A 15,394-nucleotide genomic window follows, 5' to 3' on the forward strand; every position below is an offset into this window, starting at 1 on the left:
CTTGCGCTGCAAAGACATTTTTACGGGCAGGGGGTCACAAGACCCGATTTCATGGGAGCCCGTGATGCCGAAGGCAGCTCGCATTTTTTCGTCGATTTCAGCACCGCGTATTTTCACCGAACGTTCCGCCATTCCCGCCAAGCGCTCCGACACCTCCGAGTTCATCGGCGTGGCTCTCTTCTCCGGCATCGGCCTGTTCATTTCGCTCGTGGCCGTCATCCTCGGCATGCAGGGCGTCTGGTTTTAGCGAGGTCAGCCGCCGCCGGAGTCCGGCAGCGGCTGGTATTGTCGGTGCTTTACGCAGCGCGCAAATTGGTGGCGGCCTGGAGCGCGCCTGCAATCGCCTTTTCGCGGTGCTCCGGTCCGACCTGGATGCCATCGGCGCTGATGAATTCGGGATTGATGCCGATGAAGCCGAACACGCCGCGCAGATAGGTTTCGAGATGCTCGAGCGCCGCGGCCGGCGAGCCTGCGCCGTAATAGCCGCCACGTGAGATCGCCAGGATCACACGCTTGCCGCCGGCAAGACCCTGCGGCCCATTTGCCCCGTAGCTGAACGTCTTGCCCGCGACGACGATGCGGTCGATCCACGCCTTGAGCTGGCTGGGAATGGTGAAGTTGTACATGGGGGCGCCGATCACGACGATGTCGGCGGCCAGGAACTCGTCCAGCGCGGCCGCGCTCGCGGCAAGGTCAGGTGCGAGTTCCGCCGGCGCGGGCGCGCCTTGCGCGGCCGCCAGATGCGAGCCGGAGAGGTGGGCGAGCGGGGTCTGGCTCAGGTCGCGATAGGCCACCTGAAGCGAGGGCGTCGCCTGCTTGAGGCGGTCGACGATGGCGGCGGAAACCTGCCGGCTGACGGAGTGGGGGCCGAGCACGCTGGAGTCGATATGGAGGAGTTTCATTTGGGGTCACCCTGGTATAGATTTGTAACCCGGACTACATGAGTGACTGTCGAAATCCCCGCAAGAACGCACTTTTTTGAGCCATGGACACATATTTGAAACCGGCACACACCGATTTGCCTGCCTCGCCAAGGCCAGATCAGGGTCTGGATCAACGGCCAGATCCGAACCACGCGGACTGCCGCGGGGTCGCCTCCGTGCTGTCCCGCGTCGGCGACAAATGGAGCGTGTTCGTGATCATGATGCTGAGCGACGGGCCACGGCGCTTCAATGAGCTGAAGCGCATGATCAACGGCATCTCGCAGCGGATGCTGACCCTGACGCTGCGCGGCCTCGAGCGCGACGGCCTCGTCACGCGCACCATCTTCCCGACCATTCCGCCGCGCGTGGACTATGAGCTGACCGATCTCGGCCGCGGCCTGTCGCGGCCCGTCGAGGCGCTCGGCAAATGGGCGAAGGACCATCTCGATCAGATCGAGGCCGCACGCACCCGGTTCGACCAGCGCAACGAGGGCTAAAGCAGCGACACCAATCCGCCGCCGTGGCGTTCGAGCCGGCCGGCGAGCTCGAGCTCCAGCAGCACGGTGCGCACGATCGCAGGCGAGGCGCCGGACATCCGCACGAGGTCGTCGATCGAGATTGGCGCAGGGCCGAGCAGGCCGGTGATCTGGTCGCGGTCATGCCCTTGCGGATCGCTTTCAAACGGCTCGCTGTCGGGTTCGCCAACGGGGTGCATCAGCGGCCGCTCCATGATCGGCTGCACCGCGTTGACGATGTCGGCGGCTTCGGTGACGAGCGTTGCGCCCTGCTTGATCAGATCGTTGGTGCCGGCGGCGCGCGGATCGAGCGGCGAGCCCGGCACGGCGAACACCTCGCGGCCCTGTTCGGCCGCCATGCGTGCGGTGATCAGCGAGCCGGAGCGGTGTGCCGCCTCCACCACGATGACACCGAGCGAGGCGCCCGAGATCAGCCGGTTGCGGCGGGGAAAGTCGCGGGCGCGCGGCTCATGGCCGAGCGGCATCTCGGAGATCGCCGCGCCCGCGCGATCGAGGATCGCGGCGAGCAGGTCGCCATGCTCGGGCGGATAGATGCAGTCATGGCCGCCGGCGAGCACCGCGATCGTGCCGCTCTCCACGCTGGTGCGATGCGCCGCCTGGTCGACGCCGCGCGCCAGCCCCGAGATGATGACGAAGCCGGCCTCGCCGAGCTCGCGCGCGAGCTGGCCGGCAAATTTCAGTCCGGCGCCGGAGGCGTTGCGCGAGCCGACGATCGCGATCATCGGTCGCATCAGGGTTTTGGTGTCGCCGCGCACGGCGAGCAGCGGCGGCGCATCGTCGATCATCGCGAGCCGCGCCGGATAGCCGTCCTCGCCGGGCGCGAGCCAGGCGATGCCGAGCTTGCGGCTCGCGGCGAGCTCGGCCTTCGCCTCATCCGCGCCGCAGATGCGCCCCGATCGCTGCGCGCCGCCGCGGCGCGCCAGATCCGGCAGCCGCTCCAGCGCCGCGCGCGCCGTGCCGAAATGATCGACCAGCGAGCGGAAGGTGCGCGGGCCGACATTGTCGGAGCGGATCAGCCGCAGGCGGTCGATCCGCTCAGCCTCGGTCAGCTCCACGCTTGGGTTGATGGCGTCCACGGCGTCTCCTTGCAGGGGCAGCATGGAACAACCTGAGGGCGTGGGCAACAGCGGCGTGCGCTTGCGTGGCCCCTTCGCGATGCTAAAAGCGATGGCAATAAGAAGGGTTTTGCCATGATCTCACTTGCCGACCTCCAGCGCCGCATTGAAGCGGGCGAGCTTTCGCCCGAGGCCGCCATCGCCCAGTCGCACGCGGCGATCGAGGCCAAGGAGAAGGACGTCCGCGCCTTCGTCCGGCACGACAAATCCGCGAAGGCGCAAGCCTCCGGGCCGCTGCGGGGCATCGCGGTCGGCATCAAGGACATCATCGACACCGCCAACATGCCGACCGAGATGGGCTCGGAGATCTATCGCGGCTGGCAGCCGCGCTCGGATGCGCCGGTCGTGATGATGCTGAAGCGGGCAGGCGCGACCATCATCGGCAAGACCACGACCACAGCGTTCGCCTCGAGTGATCCGACCCCGACGCTCAATCCGCACAATCTCGGCCATACGCCGGGCGGCTCGTCCGCCGGGTCGGCCGCAGCCGTCGGCGCTGGCATGATTCCGCTGGCGCTGGGCACCCAGACCGGCGGCTCGGTGATCCGGCCCGCCGCCTATTGCGGCGCTGCCGCGATCAAGCCGTCGTTCCGCATGCTGCCGACGGTCGGCGTGAAGTGCTATTCGTGGGCGCTCGATACGGTCGGCCTGTTCGGATCACGCGCAGAAGATCTCGCGCGCGGGCTTTTGGCGATGACCGGCCGCACCGAATTCTCCGGTATTACGCCGGCGAAAGCGCCGCGCATCGGCGTGGTCAGGCAGGAGTTTGCCAAGGCCGTGGAGCCGGCGGCAGAGGAGGGCTTGCAGGCGGCGATCAAGGCGGCCGAGAAGGCCGGCGCCAGTGTGCAGACCATCGATCTGCCCGAGGCGGTCAGGGAATCCTGGCGCATCCATCCCATCATCCAGAACTTTGAGGCGCATCGCGCGCTCGCCTGGGAGTTTGACGCGCGTCACGACGAGATCGCGCCGATGCTGCGCGCCAGCCTCGATGAGACCGTCGGACTGACGCCGAAAGAATACGACGATGCACGCCGGATCGCCCGCCGCGGCCGTCGCGAGCTCGGCGAGCTGTTCGAAGGGGTCGACGTGCTGCTCACTTATTCCGCGCCCGGCACCGCGCCGACCAAGGCGCTCGCGACGACAGGCGATCCTCGCTACAACCGGCTCTGGACACTGATGGGCAATCCTTGCGTCAACGTTCCCGTGCTGAAGGTCAACGGCCTGCCGATCGGCGTGCAGGTGATCGCGCGCTTCGGCAATGACGCGCATGCGCTGGCCACGGCGTGGTTCCTGGAGAATGCGCTGGCGAAGTCAGGCTAGCGCGGGTTCGGTGGCGGCGATGCTTTGGCCGGATGCAGGTGGGGCTGCGCCGGCGATTGCGCCCTGACGGAACCAGCGCTCGGCGGCTTCGCGGCCGCTCCGGTGCAACAGGCGGATGAAGCCGCGGCCGAGATCGGTCGATGAGCGCTGCGCCAGCCCGTCAACGGAGTCTTCCGCCGCGATCCTCGAGAGCCGCAGCGAAGGTGCCGTCTGCGGCCGCGCCCATTCGATCGCGGCGATCTCGGCATTGAGCGCGGCGTTCGCAGCGATCTGGTCGAGCCTGCGGTCGATCGCGGCGAGCGTGATCGGCACGTAGCTGTCGCGCGACGGCGTGACCTGGACCAGCAGCACGTCCGTCGCCGACGTTTCCTGCACCAGTCTCACCAGCGGCGGATTGCCGCCGAAGCCGCCGTCCCAATAGGCCTCGCCGTCGATCTCGACGGCGCAGTGAACAAGCGGCGGGCAGGTCGAGGCCAGCGCGACGTCGGCGGTGATGGCATCGTTGCGGAAGATTTGTTGCTGCCCGTCGCGAATCCGCGTCGCCGCGATCAGGAGTCTTGGCGATTTCACTTCGCGCAGCGCCGCGAAATCGATGTCGCGCGACAGCGCCTGCCTGAGCGGATCGAGATCGAACGGATCGAACTGGCCGGAGCGCAGCGTCGGCCCGAATGCGACCGAGCTTCCCGCCGGCGAGAAGCCGCCGACCAGCATCAATGAGCGGAACGAGGCCTCATGCATCAGGCGGACCCAGAACCGGTTCAGCCGGCTGCGGGCGGCTTCACGGCCGCCCTCGGCGAGGCCGGAGGCGAGCAGGAGCGCATTGACGGCACCGGCGCTGGCGCCGCTGATGGTGTCGATTTCGATATCAGGCTCTTCCAGCAGCCGCTCCAGCACGCCCCAGGTGAAGGCCGCGAAGGTGCCGCCGCCCTGGAGGGCCAACGAGAGTTTTTGCGGCGGCCATTGCCTTGATCGAGCCGGCGCAACAGGGGCGGTCGTGGTGATCGCCTGGACAGGACGGGGAGGTTGCGCTGCCGAAACAGGCGGCGGCGCGGGCGGTGCAACGGAGGCAGGCTCAGGAGCGGGAGGTGGCGAGGGAGCACCGGACCAGATGTCCGTTGCAAAGAGCAGCCGGCTTGCCGCGGTGCGTGCCGCACCTTGCGAACCACCGTCAATCTGCGCGCCAACAATCTTCTCGCTCATCCTGAGCAACCGCGTAACGCCATCTTCCACGTCAGGATGACAGGCATGGAACCCGTCCGCTACAGCCTGCCGCGAGTGGTGCGGAAGTTGCGAACAGGATTTGGCATATAATGCGGAAAGGGTGCGGCAGTATCCGTACTTTTTTCAGCCTTGGATTTTGTTTGACGCGTTTTCTTGACGCGAACCGGTATCCACTTCGCTCGAAAACGCTCTAGGCCTTCTCGCCGATCCGGCTTTCCTTGCCCGATTGCAGCCGCTTGATGTTCTCGCGATGCGCGTAGAACAGCAGCAGCGTCAGCACTGCGAACAGCGCAGACAAGGCGAGATGGCCGAACCACCACAGGAACATCGGCGTGATGAAGGACGCCACCAGCGCCGAGAGCGAGGAGTAGCGGGTGGTGAAGGCGGTCGCCAGCCAGAGCAGGCAGAACACCACCGCGGCCGGCCAGAACAGTCCGAGCAGGATGCCGATATAGACGGCGACACCTTTTCCGCCCTTGAACTTGAGCCAGACCGGAAAGAGGTGCCCGAGGAAAGCGCCGAGCCCGGCCACCATCGCGGCATTGGGGCCGGCGACGTAGCCGGCGATCACCACGGCCACGGTACCCTTCAGTGCATCGAACAGCAGGGTGCCCGCGGCAAGGCTCTTGCGTCCCGTGCGCAGCACATTGGTGGCGCCGATGCTGCCGGAGCCGATCGAGCGGATATCCTGCGTGCCGGCAAGTTTGGTGAGGACCAGCCCGAACGGAATCGAGCCGAGCAGGTAGCCGATGACGAAGGCCACCGGCAGGAAGGCTTCAAGCCCCATGGCTGGATCTCCAAAGGCCGCATCTGCATGTCGAACCCGGACGCCGCGCAAGAACTCGCACGTCAGACATGCTCGTAGACCGTCCGTCCGCCGACAATGGTGCGCACCACGCGGCCTGTAAAGCGGGCCTCGTCGAACGGGGTGTTCTTGCAGGGCGATTTGAGGTCGGCGGGATCGACCACCCAGGGCACATCGGGGTCGATCACGATCACGTCCGCAGGCGCACCCGCGCGCAGGGTTCCGCCCGGCAGGCCGAGCAGCTCCGCCGGCCGGGTCGACATCGCCCGGATCAGCGTCTTCAGCTCCAGCTCGCCATTGTGCACAAGCCGCAGGCCGGCGGGCAGCATGGTCTCCAGGCCGATGGCGCCGGGCGCGGCTTCCGCGAACGGCAGGCGCTTGACCTCGACGTCCTGCGGATTGTGATCGGACATGATGACGTCGACGAGGCCGGAGGCGACGGCGGCGACCAGCGCGCGGCGGTCGTCCTCGGTGCGCAGCGGCGGCGACAGTTTCAGGAACGTCCGGTAGGGGCCGATGTCGTTCTCGTTCAGCGCGAGGTGGTTGATCGAGACCGAGGCGCTGACGGCGAGCCCGGCGTCGCGGGCGCGTTTCAGCACGTCGAGGGAATCGATGCAGGACAGCGATGCCGCGTGATAGCGGCCGCCGGTCAGCGCAACGAGGCGCATGTCGCGCTCGAGGATCACCGCCTCGGCGGCACTCGGGATGCCCATCAGGCCCAGTCGCGATGCGAACTCGCCCTCGTTCATCACGCCTTCTCCGACGAGATCGGGGTCCTCCGTGTAGTGCACGATCAGCGCGTCGAAATCGCGCGCGTAGGTCAGCGCGCGGCGCATTACCTGCGCATTGGTCACGCTTTTGTCGCCATCGCTGAAAGCCACGGCGCCCGCGGCTTTCAGCAGGCCGAACTCGGTCATCTCCTGGCCGTGCATGCCCTTGGTGAGCGCTGCCATCGGCTGGATGTTGACGATCGCGGTGTCGCGGGCGCGCCGCATCACGAAGTCGACGGTCGCCGAATTGTCGACCACGGGCAGGGTGTCGGGCTGGCAGATGATGGTGGTGATGCCGCCGGTCGCAGCCGCCTGGCTCGCGGTGGCAAAGGTCTCGCGATGGCTGAAGCCGGGCTCGCCGACGAAGGCGCGCATGTCGATCAGGCCGGGCGCCACGATCTTGCCGGCACAGTTGACGACGTCGGTGCCCTCAGGGACGCCGGCCGCGCCGATGCCGCGGCGGGTCTCGCGAATGGTGCCGTCGGCAATCAGGACGTCGCCGACGCCGTCGAAATCCCTGGAGGGATCGACGACGCGGGCGTTGGCGAGCAGGATGGGTCGGCGGTCGGTCAGCATGGGCATCACGCGTTCGGCAGGTTACGGGCGAGTGCTTCCAGCACCGCCATACGGACGGCGACGCCCATCTCGACCTGTTCGCGGATCAGGGACTGCGCGCCGTCGGCGACCGCCGTGTCGATCTCGACGCCGCGGTTCATCGGGCCGGGATGCATGACGAGGGCGTCCGGCTTGGCGTAAGCGAGCTTCTTCTGGTCGAGCCCGAAATAGTTGAAGTACTCGGAGGTCGACGGCACGAAGGAGCCGTTCATGCGCTCGCGTTGCAGCCGCAGCATCATGACGATGTCGGCGCCGTTGAGGCCCTCGCGCATGTCGCGCGCGACCTCGACGCCCATCCGCTCGATGCCGGGCGGCAGCAGCGTGGAGGGGCCGACGACGCGGACGCGGGCGCCCATGGTGTTGAGCAGGATGATGTTGGAACGGGCGACGCGCGAATGCAGCACGTCGCCGCAGATCGCGACCACGAGCCCCTCGATGCGGCCCTTGTTGCGGCGAATGGTCAGGGCGTCGAGCAGCGCCTGGGTCGGATGCTCGTGCGCGCCGTCGCCGGCATTGATCACGGACCCGTCAACCTTGCGGGCCAGGAGTTCCACGGCGCCGGAGGCGTGATGGCGCATCACCAGGATGTCCGGATGCATCGCGTTGAGCGTCATCGCGGTGTCGATCAGCGTCTCGCCCTTCTTGATGGACGAGGAGGCGACCGACATGTTCATGACGTCGGCGCCGAGCCGCTTTCCCGCGAGCTCGAACGAGGATTGGGTCCGGGTGGAGGCCTCGAAGAAGAGGTTCACCTGCGTCCGTCCACGCAGGACGGTGCGCTTCTTGTCAACCTGGCGGTTGAGCTCGACATATTCTTCAGACAGGTCGAGGAGGCCGGTGATGTCGGCCGCGGAAAGGCCCTCGATGCCCAGCAAATGCCGGTGGCCGAGGACGAAGGTCGATTTCGATGTCATTAAAAGCAGAGCTATAGGCGCGGACCGGGGGTGGGGCAAGGGGCAAAGAGCGGGACCGGAGTTATCCCCTGATCTGTCTCCCGCACAGTCATTCCGGGATGGCGCGCCAGCGCCAGACCCGGAATCTCGGGATTCCGGGCTCGATGCTTCGCATCGCCCCGGAATGACAGGGGAAGGTGAATGAGCTTGGTCAGATCTATTTCAATTTCATTTTTCATGATCGCTTCCATCTCATCCGCGGCCGCCCAGTCGCTCCCCGGCGGCTTCGTCTATCTGCGCGAGATCGATCCCAGCATCATCCAGGACATCCGCTACGCCACGTCGAACAATTTCGTCGGCCGTCCGCTTGCCGGCTACAGCGCCGGCGAGTGCGTGGTGAAACGGGAGGTGGGGGAGCGGCTCAAGGCGGTGCAAACGGAGCTGGCGGCGCAAAATCTGTCGCTGAAAATGTTCGACTGCTACCGCCCGGCGCGGGCCTCGCTCGACATGGTCAAGTGGTCGCAGAATGGCCACGAGACCGCCGCCGAGCGGCGCTACAATCCGAAGATCCCGAAGACCGAGCTGTTTCGCCTCGGCTACATCGCGAGCCGCTCGCAGCATTCCACCGGTGCCGCACTCGACCTCACGCTGGTCGATCTCAAGGCCGACAATTCCGGCAAATATGACCCGACAAGGACCTATGCCGATTGCACGGCACCGGTCGAGGCGCGGGCGCCGGAAGGCAGCGTCGACATGGGCACCGGCTACGACTGTACCGACGCCAGGGGCCATACCGCGGCACCGTCGATCACACAGGAGCAGCGCGCCTGGCGCAGGCGGCTGGTGGCTGCGATGGCCAGGCAAGGCTTTGTGAACTATTCGAAGGAGTGGTGGCACTTTTCCCTGCCGGGGGCGGGCGGGGCGGCCTATGATTTCCCGATCCAGCCGCGCCGGAACTGATTCCGCGCCGAGGACGCAAGATGACCCAGCCCAGTTTCGCGACCCACGAGGTCTTCAACCAGTCGCCGCCATTCGAGGACGTCGACCTGTTCGCGGTGGATCGGCCGCTGGTCGATGCGGTCAAGGCCAATGGCGGCGCGGCGGCGGAACGCGAGCTGTCGGAGTTCGGCAGGCATTGGGGCTCGGCCGCGATGGCGGATCGCGGGCGCGTGGCGAACGAGAACACGCCGAAGCTGCGGACCTTCGATGCGAAAGGCAATCGCCGCGACCAGGTCGAGTTTCACCCCTCGTATCACGAGCTGATGGCGCACAGCGCGCATGCCGGCGTGCACAATTCGACCTGGACGACGGACGGTCGGCCTGCGGGCGATGCCGCCGAGGTCATCCGGGCCGCAAGGTTCTACATCGCTGCGCAAGTCGAGACCGGCCATCTCTGCCCGATCACGATGACGCGCGCCTCCGTGGCGGCGCTGGCGATGCAGCCGGATCTGCTCGCGCGCGTGATGCCGGTGCTGTCGACCAAGAGCTACGATCCCGGCTTCGCGCCGTGGTGGGACAAGCGCGGCATGACGCTCGGCATGGGCATGACCGAGAAGCAGGGCGGCACCGACGTCCGCGCCAACATGACGCGCGCGGTGCGTGACGGCGATGCCTATCGCATCACCGGGCACAAATGGTTCATGTCGGCGCCGATGTGCGACGCGTTTCTGGTGCTGGCGCAGGCCGAGCAAGGTCTGACCTGTTTCTTCATGCCGCGCTTTGCGCCGGACGGCTCGGTCAATGCGATCCAGTTCCAGCGGCTGAAGGACAAGCTCGGCAACCGTTCCAATGCGTCCTCCGAGGTCGAGTTCGTCGGCGCCTATGCGGAAGCCGTCGGCGAGGAGGGCAAGGGCATCCGCACCATCATCCAGATGGTGCAGCTGACGCGGCAGGATTGCGCCATCGCCTCGGTCGGCCTGATGCGTTCGGGCCTCGCCCATGCGCTGCATCACGCCCGTCACCGCAGCGTGTTCCAGAAGCATCTGGCCGATCAGCCCCTGATGCAGGCCGTGCTGTCGGACATGGCGCTGCATGTGGAAGCGAGCACGGCGCTGGTGATGCGGCTCTGCCGCGCCTTCGACCGCACCCCGCACGATGCGTCCGAGGCCGCCTACATGCGGCTGCTGACGCCCGCGATCAAATACTGGACCTGCAAGAGTGCGCCGGCATTTCTTTACGAGGCGATGGAGTGCCTCGGCGGCAACGGCTATGTCGAGGACGGCATTTTGGCGCGCCACTACCGGGAGTCGCCGGTCAACGCGATCTGGGAGGGCTCGGGCAACGTGATGTGCCTCGACGTGCTGCGCGCGCTCGCGCGCGAGCCGGATGCGGCGACGGCGGTGCTGCAATCGCTCGCGGCCGAGACCAACGGCCTGCCGGGCGCAGGCGAGGCGGCTGCGTTCATCGGCAAGACCTTTCGCCGCGCCGATGGCGAACGCGTCGCGCGCCTCGCGGTCGAGAGGCTGGCGCTGCTGGCGGCGGCCGCCGCGCTCAATGGCGTCTCGCCACGTCAGGCCGAGCTGTTCGCCGCCACGCGCCTCGCAACGACCCATGCCAGCATGTATGGCGCGGTGGAGCTCGAGAGCAACGACGTTCGCGCGCTGCTGGAGCGGGCGCTGCCGTGAGCCTTCCCAACGAAAGCCTCCTGATGGACTCCCTCAATCCCGATCATCCGCCGCTCGTCATGACGCCTGCGCCGCCGCGCGTCTGGAAGTTCTGGGGCACCGCGCTCTGGGGCCTCTTCATCTTCTTCGCGATGTTCGTCGGGCAGCTCAGTGCCATCGTGCTGCTGGTCGTGCTTCGCGGCGTCCCGATCGACATGGCCTCGTTCCAGTCGATCGGTCACGAGCCCCAGGCGCTGGCGCTGTCGGTGATTATGGGCCTGCCGGCGACGCTGGCGGCGGTGTGGCTTGCCATCCGCATCAAGAAGGCGGCCTTCGTCGACTATCTTGCGCTCTATTGGCCGTCCTGGAAGCAGCTGCTGTTCGGCGCCGTCGGTCTCGTCCTCATCGTCCTGGCCTGGGAGGTGGCGTCGCGATCGCTCGGCCGCGAGGCGACGCCGGGCTTCATGACCGATCTGTTGAAAACCGGCCGCGACAAGGGCGCCGCGCTCCTGCTGCTGATCGCCTTCAGCGTGGCCGCTCCGATGTCGGAAGAGGTTTTGGCGCGCGGATTCCTGTTACGGGGCTGGTCGGCGAGCTTTCTGCGCGTGCCCGGCGCGATTCTGCTGTCGTCGCTGGTGTGGACGGTCGTGCACCTGCAATACGACATCTACTTTCTCGCCGAGGTCTTCACCATCGGCCTGTGGTTCGGCTACATGCGCCATCGCGCGGGTTCGCTCTGGCTGACGATCATATTGCACGCGCTCAACAACATGACGGCGGTGGTGCTGACGATGTGGTTGGGGAGCTAGGCCACCAGCGCGATCGCGACCGGCATGGTGATCGCGGCCAAGATCGTCTGCAGCGTGATGATCTGCGCGAGCAGCGGCGCATCGCCGCCCATCTGGCGAGCCAGCACATAGGCGCTTGGCGAGGTCGGCACCGCCGCGCAGATCGCGACGATCGCAAGGTTGGTGCCTGACAGCCCGAACCAGGCGGCGAGTGCCAGCGCAAGTATCGGCATCAGCGCCAGCTTGAATGCCACCCCGATCGTCACGCCCACGCTGGGGCGGAGCAGGCCCTTGAGCTGGAGGCCGGCGCCGGTCACGAGCAGGCCGATGGCGAGCGAGGAGCGGCCGAGCGCGTCCGCCACCTCGTGCCAGATCTTTGGCAGCGGCAGATGGACGACATTGACGAGAAGCCCGATGGCGCAGGCCCAGATCAGGGGATTGCGGATCACCGTCATGACGATCGCGCGCACGGACTGCTTCTCCGGCGAAGCATAGTGCGCAAGCACGGCGACGCTGAAGACGTTGACCAGCGGGATGATTGCGACCATGGCCACGGAAGCGAGTGCCAGCCCGACATCGCCGAACATGTTGGCGGAGACGGAGAGCGCGACATAGGTCTGCCAGCGCGTCGCGCCCTGGAAGATCGAGGTGAAGGCGGGGCCGTCGATGTCGAGCCGCGACAGCGCCGGGCGCAGTGCGAGGCAGAGCAGCGACATCGCCAGTGCCGACAGCAGCAGTGCGCCGGCGACCCCGGCGACCGGCACCTTTGTCAGGTCCGCCTTCACCAGCGTCTGGATCAGCAACATCGGGAACAGCACGAAATAGGTCAGCCGCTCCAGCCCGTGCCATTGCGTGTCCAGCCGCATCAGGCTGTGCCGGAGCACGACGCCGAGCACGATGAGGATGAAGACCGGCAGCAGCGCCGCGATCACCACAGTCATGGGATCAGCCGGTGCGCAGATTGGTCAGGCGGTCGAGCGCACCTTGCAGGATGAAGATCGCGGCGTGCTCGTCGATCACCTCGGCCCGCTTGGCACGGCTGACGTCCATGCCGATCAGCTCGCGCTCGACGGCCGCGGTCGACAGGCGCTCGTCCCAGAGGCCGATGGGGAGGGCGGTGAGGCCGGCGAGGTTGCGGGCGAAGGCGCGGGTGGATTGCGCGCGCGGGCCCTCGCTGCCGTCCATGTTGATGGGCAGGCCGAGCACGAAGCCGGCCGCCTTGCGTTCGGCCGCGATGGCAAGCAGCCGGGCGGCATCCTGCTTGAACTGCTTGCGCTGGATCGTCTCGACGCCGGTCGCCAGCCGCCGGTCCGGGTCGGACACGGCGACGCCAATCGTTTTTGTGCCGAGGTCGAGCCCGACCAGCGCGCCGCGTTCGGGCCAGTGGGTTGCAGCATCGACGAGAGGCAGGATAAGAGCCGGCATGGATGTAGCGCATATCATGCGTCGCGCTGCGGAGTGAACCCGGAACATGGATGCGCTGACACTATTCGGCTTGTTTGCCGTGACGGCGATGCTGGTCTGCTATGCCCTGGAAGATCGCAGCCGCTGGTTCGTGCTGCTGTTCGCGGTGTCGTGCGCGCTCGGCTCGGCTTACGGCTTCCTGCAGGGCGCCTGGCCGTTCGGCCTCGTCGAGGCGATCTGGGCCTTGGTCGCGTTGCGGCGGTGGCATCTGAGGCCGCAGTGACGGAGGGGCGGGCGAGGGGGCCTGCAGGACAGCAAACGGCTCCTCGCCCGGTCTCAGATCAGCGGGTCGCGATCGAGATCAGCGGATCGCGATCGGGTTGATCATCGCCTGCACGCCGCCGGTCCAGCGCGGCTGTCCCAGCACGAACAGGAATTCATAACCCTTGTCCCGGGCGAGTGCGGCGGTGTCCATGTTCTCGAGGATGTAGGTCCCGTTCATCGCGAGCAAAATCTGGTGCACCTCAAACACGTTCTTGGACTCGAACGGCAGCACCTCGAGCGCCCAGGTGTCGGCGCCAACAGCGACGACGCCCTTGCCGGTCAGGTACTTTGCGCCTTCGACGCCGAGACCGGGCTCGCCCGCCGAGTAACGCTTGTCATCCTTGCCGATCAGGCTGAGCCAGCCGGTGTGGAAGATGACGACGTCGCCCTGGCGGATCTCGACGCTCTGCTGCTTGGCGGCTTCCTCGATCTCCTTGACGTTGAAGGCGGTGCCTTCCTTCACCACGTCGGTCTTGAAATAGGCGGCCATGTCGAGCAGGACGCCGCGGGTGACCATCGGCGGCACCTTCTCGATGCCGAGCTTCTTCAGCCCGGTGGGATCGGCGAAGTCGGCGAGCTTGTTGCCGTTGTAATAGACGTGTTCGACGCCGAGATGGCCGAGCCCGTCGAGCTGGCTGCCGATGCCGACCCAGGTGTCGAGGATGTCGTCGTTATAGGTTGCCTTGTTGGGACCAAGGCCCGGGCTGCCGGCCTGCCCCGGCTGCACCACGGTGATCTTGAAGCTGCGCGGCGGATAGGCGGGTGTCTGCGACGTGACGGGAATGCCGAGGGCGTAGGTCTTGCCGGTCTTCACCAGCGATGCCGCCTTCACCACGAGCTCGGGCGTCATGTAGTTGGCGGCGCCGATCTCGTCGTTCGGCCCCCATTTCGATTTGGTCCAGTCCTGTGCGATTGCAGTACCTGAGATCGCCGACAACGCGGCGACACAGCACAACACGAGCGTATTGCGCATCGATAGTCCTCCCGATGTTATGGCTTCGTTTTTGGTTTCGCGCTGGCTAGTCGCGCATCCTAACGTAGAAAACTCACAGGCTTCAAAACTTTTCGACGTGCGCCGATGCGACGGCTGAACGCAGCATCGAGGACAGATTCAAGTACGACAGATTTGTGACAGTGAATTTCGTGCGATGGAACGTTCGCGTCGCGTCAGGCCGCGATGACGTCATCATCCTTCTTCAGGCAGGAGATGAAACCCTGAAGCGCGCTGTATTGATGTCCGGCGCTGCGCTGGATGAAGAGCGTTTCCGCGCGTGCGTGCGAGGTGCTCAGCGTGTGGATCGACACGCTGCCGTTCATCGAGCTGCGTTCGACGACCGCGCGCGGCAGCAGCGTCACGCCCATGTCGGCGGCGACGCAGCCGATCATGCCGTCGAGCGTGCCAAGCTCGAAGCGTGTGGCCGACGGCCAGCCGAATTCGACGAACACCTGCTCGAGCCGCTGGCGATAGGTGCAGCCGGTGCGGAACACCAGCGCGGTCGGACCGGACTCCGGCGTGCCGGCCCGCAACTCCGCAAGCGAAGTCCAGCGCCGCGCGCTGACCAGCACCAGCTCCTCGCGGAAGGCGCTGGTCGCGGTAAGGTCGGCATGCGCGATGGGACCTGCGACGAAGGCGCCGTCGAGCGCGCCTTCGAGCACGCCGGCGACGAGATCGGCCGTGGTCGCGGTGCGCAAGGAGAGGCGCACGGCCGGGAAACGGCGGTGGAAATCGGCGAGCAGCGGCGGCAAGCGAACGGCGGCGGTCGTCTCCATCGAGCCGATCGCCAGCGGCCCCTTCGGCTCGCCATCGTCGCGTGCGGCGAGCACCGCCTCGCGCGACAGCGCGGCCATCCGCTGCGCGTAGGGGAGGAGACGTTTGCCGGCGCCGGTCAGCGTCATGCCGCGACTGTGGCGCTCGAACAGCGGCGTGCCGATCTCGGCCTCGAGCGCCTTCACGCGCTGGGTGACGTTCGATTGCACCGTGTTGAGCTCTTCAGCGGCGCGGGTGATGCCGCCGGTGCGGGCGACCGCGGCAAAGGTCTGGATGTCGCTGAGTTCCATGGCGTGGTCGTTTCGCTTT

At 66.7% G+C, this 15,394-nt stretch carries 17 protein-coding genes; 7 read left to right on the forward strand and 10 right to left on the reverse strand.

Going from position 1 to position 15,394, the window contains the following annotated elements; all coding sequences use genetic code 11:
* The first annotated feature begins 64 nt into the window (after window positions 1-64).
* Window positions 65-247, forward strand: coding sequence for a hypothetical protein (locus tag JQ603_RS00475; protein WP_212335846.1), 183 nt, complete (start codon window positions 65-67; stop codon window positions 245-247).
* A 49-nt stretch (window positions 248-296) separates the two neighbouring features.
* Here the strand turns inward: JQ603_RS00475 and JQ603_RS00480 are convergent, their stop codons facing one another.
* Entirely contained in the window at window positions 297-902 is a 606-nt protein-coding gene (locus tag JQ603_RS00480; RefSeq protein WP_212335847.1) for an FMN-dependent NADH-azoreductase, read from the reverse strand.
* An 83-nt stretch (window positions 903-985) separates the two neighbouring features.
* Here JQ603_RS00480 and JQ603_RS00485 point away from each other — a divergent pair, with 83 nt between their 5' ends.
* The gene (locus JQ603_RS00485; RefSeq protein WP_212335848.1) at window positions 986-1,420 is read left to right on the forward strand and encodes a winged helix-turn-helix transcriptional regulator; all 435 of its coding nucleotides are present in this window, start codon (window positions 986-988) and stop codon (window positions 1,418-1,420) included.
* On the opposite strand, the gene dprA is transcribed toward JQ603_RS00485, so the two are convergent.
* A complete protein-coding gene (gene dprA / locus JQ603_RS00490; protein WP_212335849.1) occupies window positions 1,417-2,559 on the reverse strand; it encodes a DNA-processing protein DprA in 1,143 nt (380 codons plus the stop codon). The genes JQ603_RS00485 and dprA overlap by 4 nt on opposite strands.
* A gap of 90 nt (window positions 2,560-2,649) precedes the next feature.
* Here dprA and JQ603_RS00495 point away from each other — a divergent pair, with 90 nt between their 5' ends.
* A complete protein-coding gene (locus tag JQ603_RS00495; RefSeq protein ID WP_212335850.1) occupies window positions 2,650-3,894 on the forward strand; it encodes an amidase in 1,245 nt (414 codons plus the stop codon).
* Here the strand turns inward: JQ603_RS00495 and JQ603_RS00500 are convergent.
* The 4 genes from JQ603_RS00500 to JQ603_RS00515 all read right to left on the reverse strand — a co-directional run bounded on the left by JQ603_RS00500 (window position 3,886) and on the right by JQ603_RS00515 (window position 8,219).
* Window positions 3,886-5,094 (reverse strand): patatin-like phospholipase family protein, encoded by a 1,209-nt coding sequence (locus tag JQ603_RS00500; RefSeq protein WP_212335851.1) that lies wholly within the window; start codon window positions 5,092-5,094, stop codon window positions 3,886-3,888. The two genes, JQ603_RS00495 and JQ603_RS00500, sit on opposite strands and share 9 nt — an antisense overlap.
* 211 nt (window positions 5,095-5,305) lie before the next feature.
* Window positions 5,306-5,902, reverse strand: a complete 597-nt coding sequence (plsY, locus tag JQ603_RS00505) for a glycerol-3-phosphate 1-O-acyltransferase PlsY (protein ID WP_212335852.1) — start codon at window positions 5,900-5,902, stop codon at window positions 5,306-5,308.
* A 62-nt stretch (window positions 5,903-5,964) separates the two neighbouring features.
* Window positions 5,965-7,266: a dihydroorotase gene (locus tag JQ603_RS00510; RefSeq protein ID WP_212338088.1), complete on the reverse strand. Its 1,302-nt coding sequence runs from the start codon at window positions 7,264-7,266 to the stop codon at window positions 5,965-5,967.
* Between the two features lie 5 nt (window positions 7,267-7,271).
* Window positions 7,272-8,219 carry an aspartate carbamoyltransferase catalytic subunit gene (locus tag JQ603_RS00515; RefSeq protein ID WP_080137055.1) on the reverse strand — a complete coding sequence of 316 codons (948 nt, stop codon included), beginning with the start codon at window positions 8,217-8,219 and terminating at the stop codon, window positions 7,272-7,274.
* 216 nt (window positions 8,220-8,435) lie between these two features.
* Between JQ603_RS00515 and JQ603_RS00520 the strand changes: the two genes are divergently transcribed.
* From JQ603_RS00520 to JQ603_RS00530, 3 genes are read left to right on the forward strand one after another with little or no spacing between them, the layout of a single operon-like run.
* Window positions 8,436-9,158, forward strand: a complete 723-nt coding sequence (locus tag JQ603_RS00520; protein ID WP_245003337.1) for a M15 family metallopeptidase — start codon at window positions 8,436-8,438, stop codon at window positions 9,156-9,158.
* A gap of 20 nt (window positions 9,159-9,178) precedes the next feature.
* Entirely contained in the window at window positions 9,179-10,822 is a 1,644-nt protein-coding gene (locus JQ603_RS00525) for an acyl-CoA dehydrogenase family protein (protein ID WP_212335854.1), read from the forward strand.
* Between the two features lie 23 nt (window positions 10,823-10,845).
* Entirely contained in the window at window positions 10,846-11,610 is a 765-nt protein-coding gene (locus JQ603_RS00530; RefSeq protein ID WP_212338090.1) for a CPBP family intramembrane glutamic endopeptidase, read from the forward strand.
* On the opposite strand, the gene JQ603_RS00535 is transcribed toward JQ603_RS00530, so the two are convergent.
* Together JQ603_RS00535 and ruvX are read right to left on the reverse strand one after the other, a co-directional pair.
* Entirely contained in the window at window positions 11,607-12,530 is a 924-nt protein-coding gene (locus JQ603_RS00535; protein ID WP_212335855.1) for an AEC family transporter, read from the reverse strand. The two genes, JQ603_RS00530 and JQ603_RS00535, sit on opposite strands and share 4 nt — an antisense overlap.
* Before the next feature lie 4 nt (window positions 12,531-12,534).
* Window positions 12,535-13,014: a Holliday junction resolvase RuvX gene (ruvX, locus tag JQ603_RS00540; RefSeq protein WP_212335856.1), complete on the reverse strand. Its 480-nt coding sequence runs from the start codon at window positions 13,012-13,014 to the stop codon at window positions 12,535-12,537.
* 46 nt (window positions 13,015-13,060) lie between these two features.
* Between ruvX and JQ603_RS00545 the strand changes: the two genes are divergently transcribed.
* Window positions 13,061-13,276 (forward strand): hypothetical protein, encoded by a 216-nt coding sequence (locus tag JQ603_RS00545; protein ID WP_212335857.1) that lies wholly within the window; start codon window positions 13,061-13,063, stop codon window positions 13,274-13,276.
* A gap of 78 nt (window positions 13,277-13,354) precedes the next feature.
* Here the strand turns inward: JQ603_RS00545 and JQ603_RS00550 are convergent, their stop codons facing one another.
* Together JQ603_RS00550 and JQ603_RS00555 are read right to left on the reverse strand one after the other, a co-directional pair.
* A complete protein-coding gene (locus JQ603_RS00550) occupies window positions 13,355-14,290 on the reverse strand; it encodes a cyclase family protein (RefSeq protein WP_212335858.1) in 936 nt (311 codons plus the stop codon).
* A gap of 194 nt (window positions 14,291-14,484) precedes the next feature.
* The gene (locus JQ603_RS00555) at window positions 14,485-15,375 is read right to left on the reverse strand and encodes a LysR family transcriptional regulator (protein ID WP_212335859.1); all 891 of its coding nucleotides are present in this window, start codon (window positions 15,373-15,375) and stop codon (window positions 14,485-14,487) included.
* Between the last annotated feature and the right edge of the window lie 19 nt (window positions 15,376-15,394).

Origin of the sequence: Bradyrhizobium liaoningense, from assembly GCF_018130825.1 — a bacterium.
Lineage (GTDB): Bacteria > Pseudomonadota > Alphaproteobacteria > Rhizobiales > Xanthobacteraceae > Bradyrhizobium > Bradyrhizobium liaoningense_B.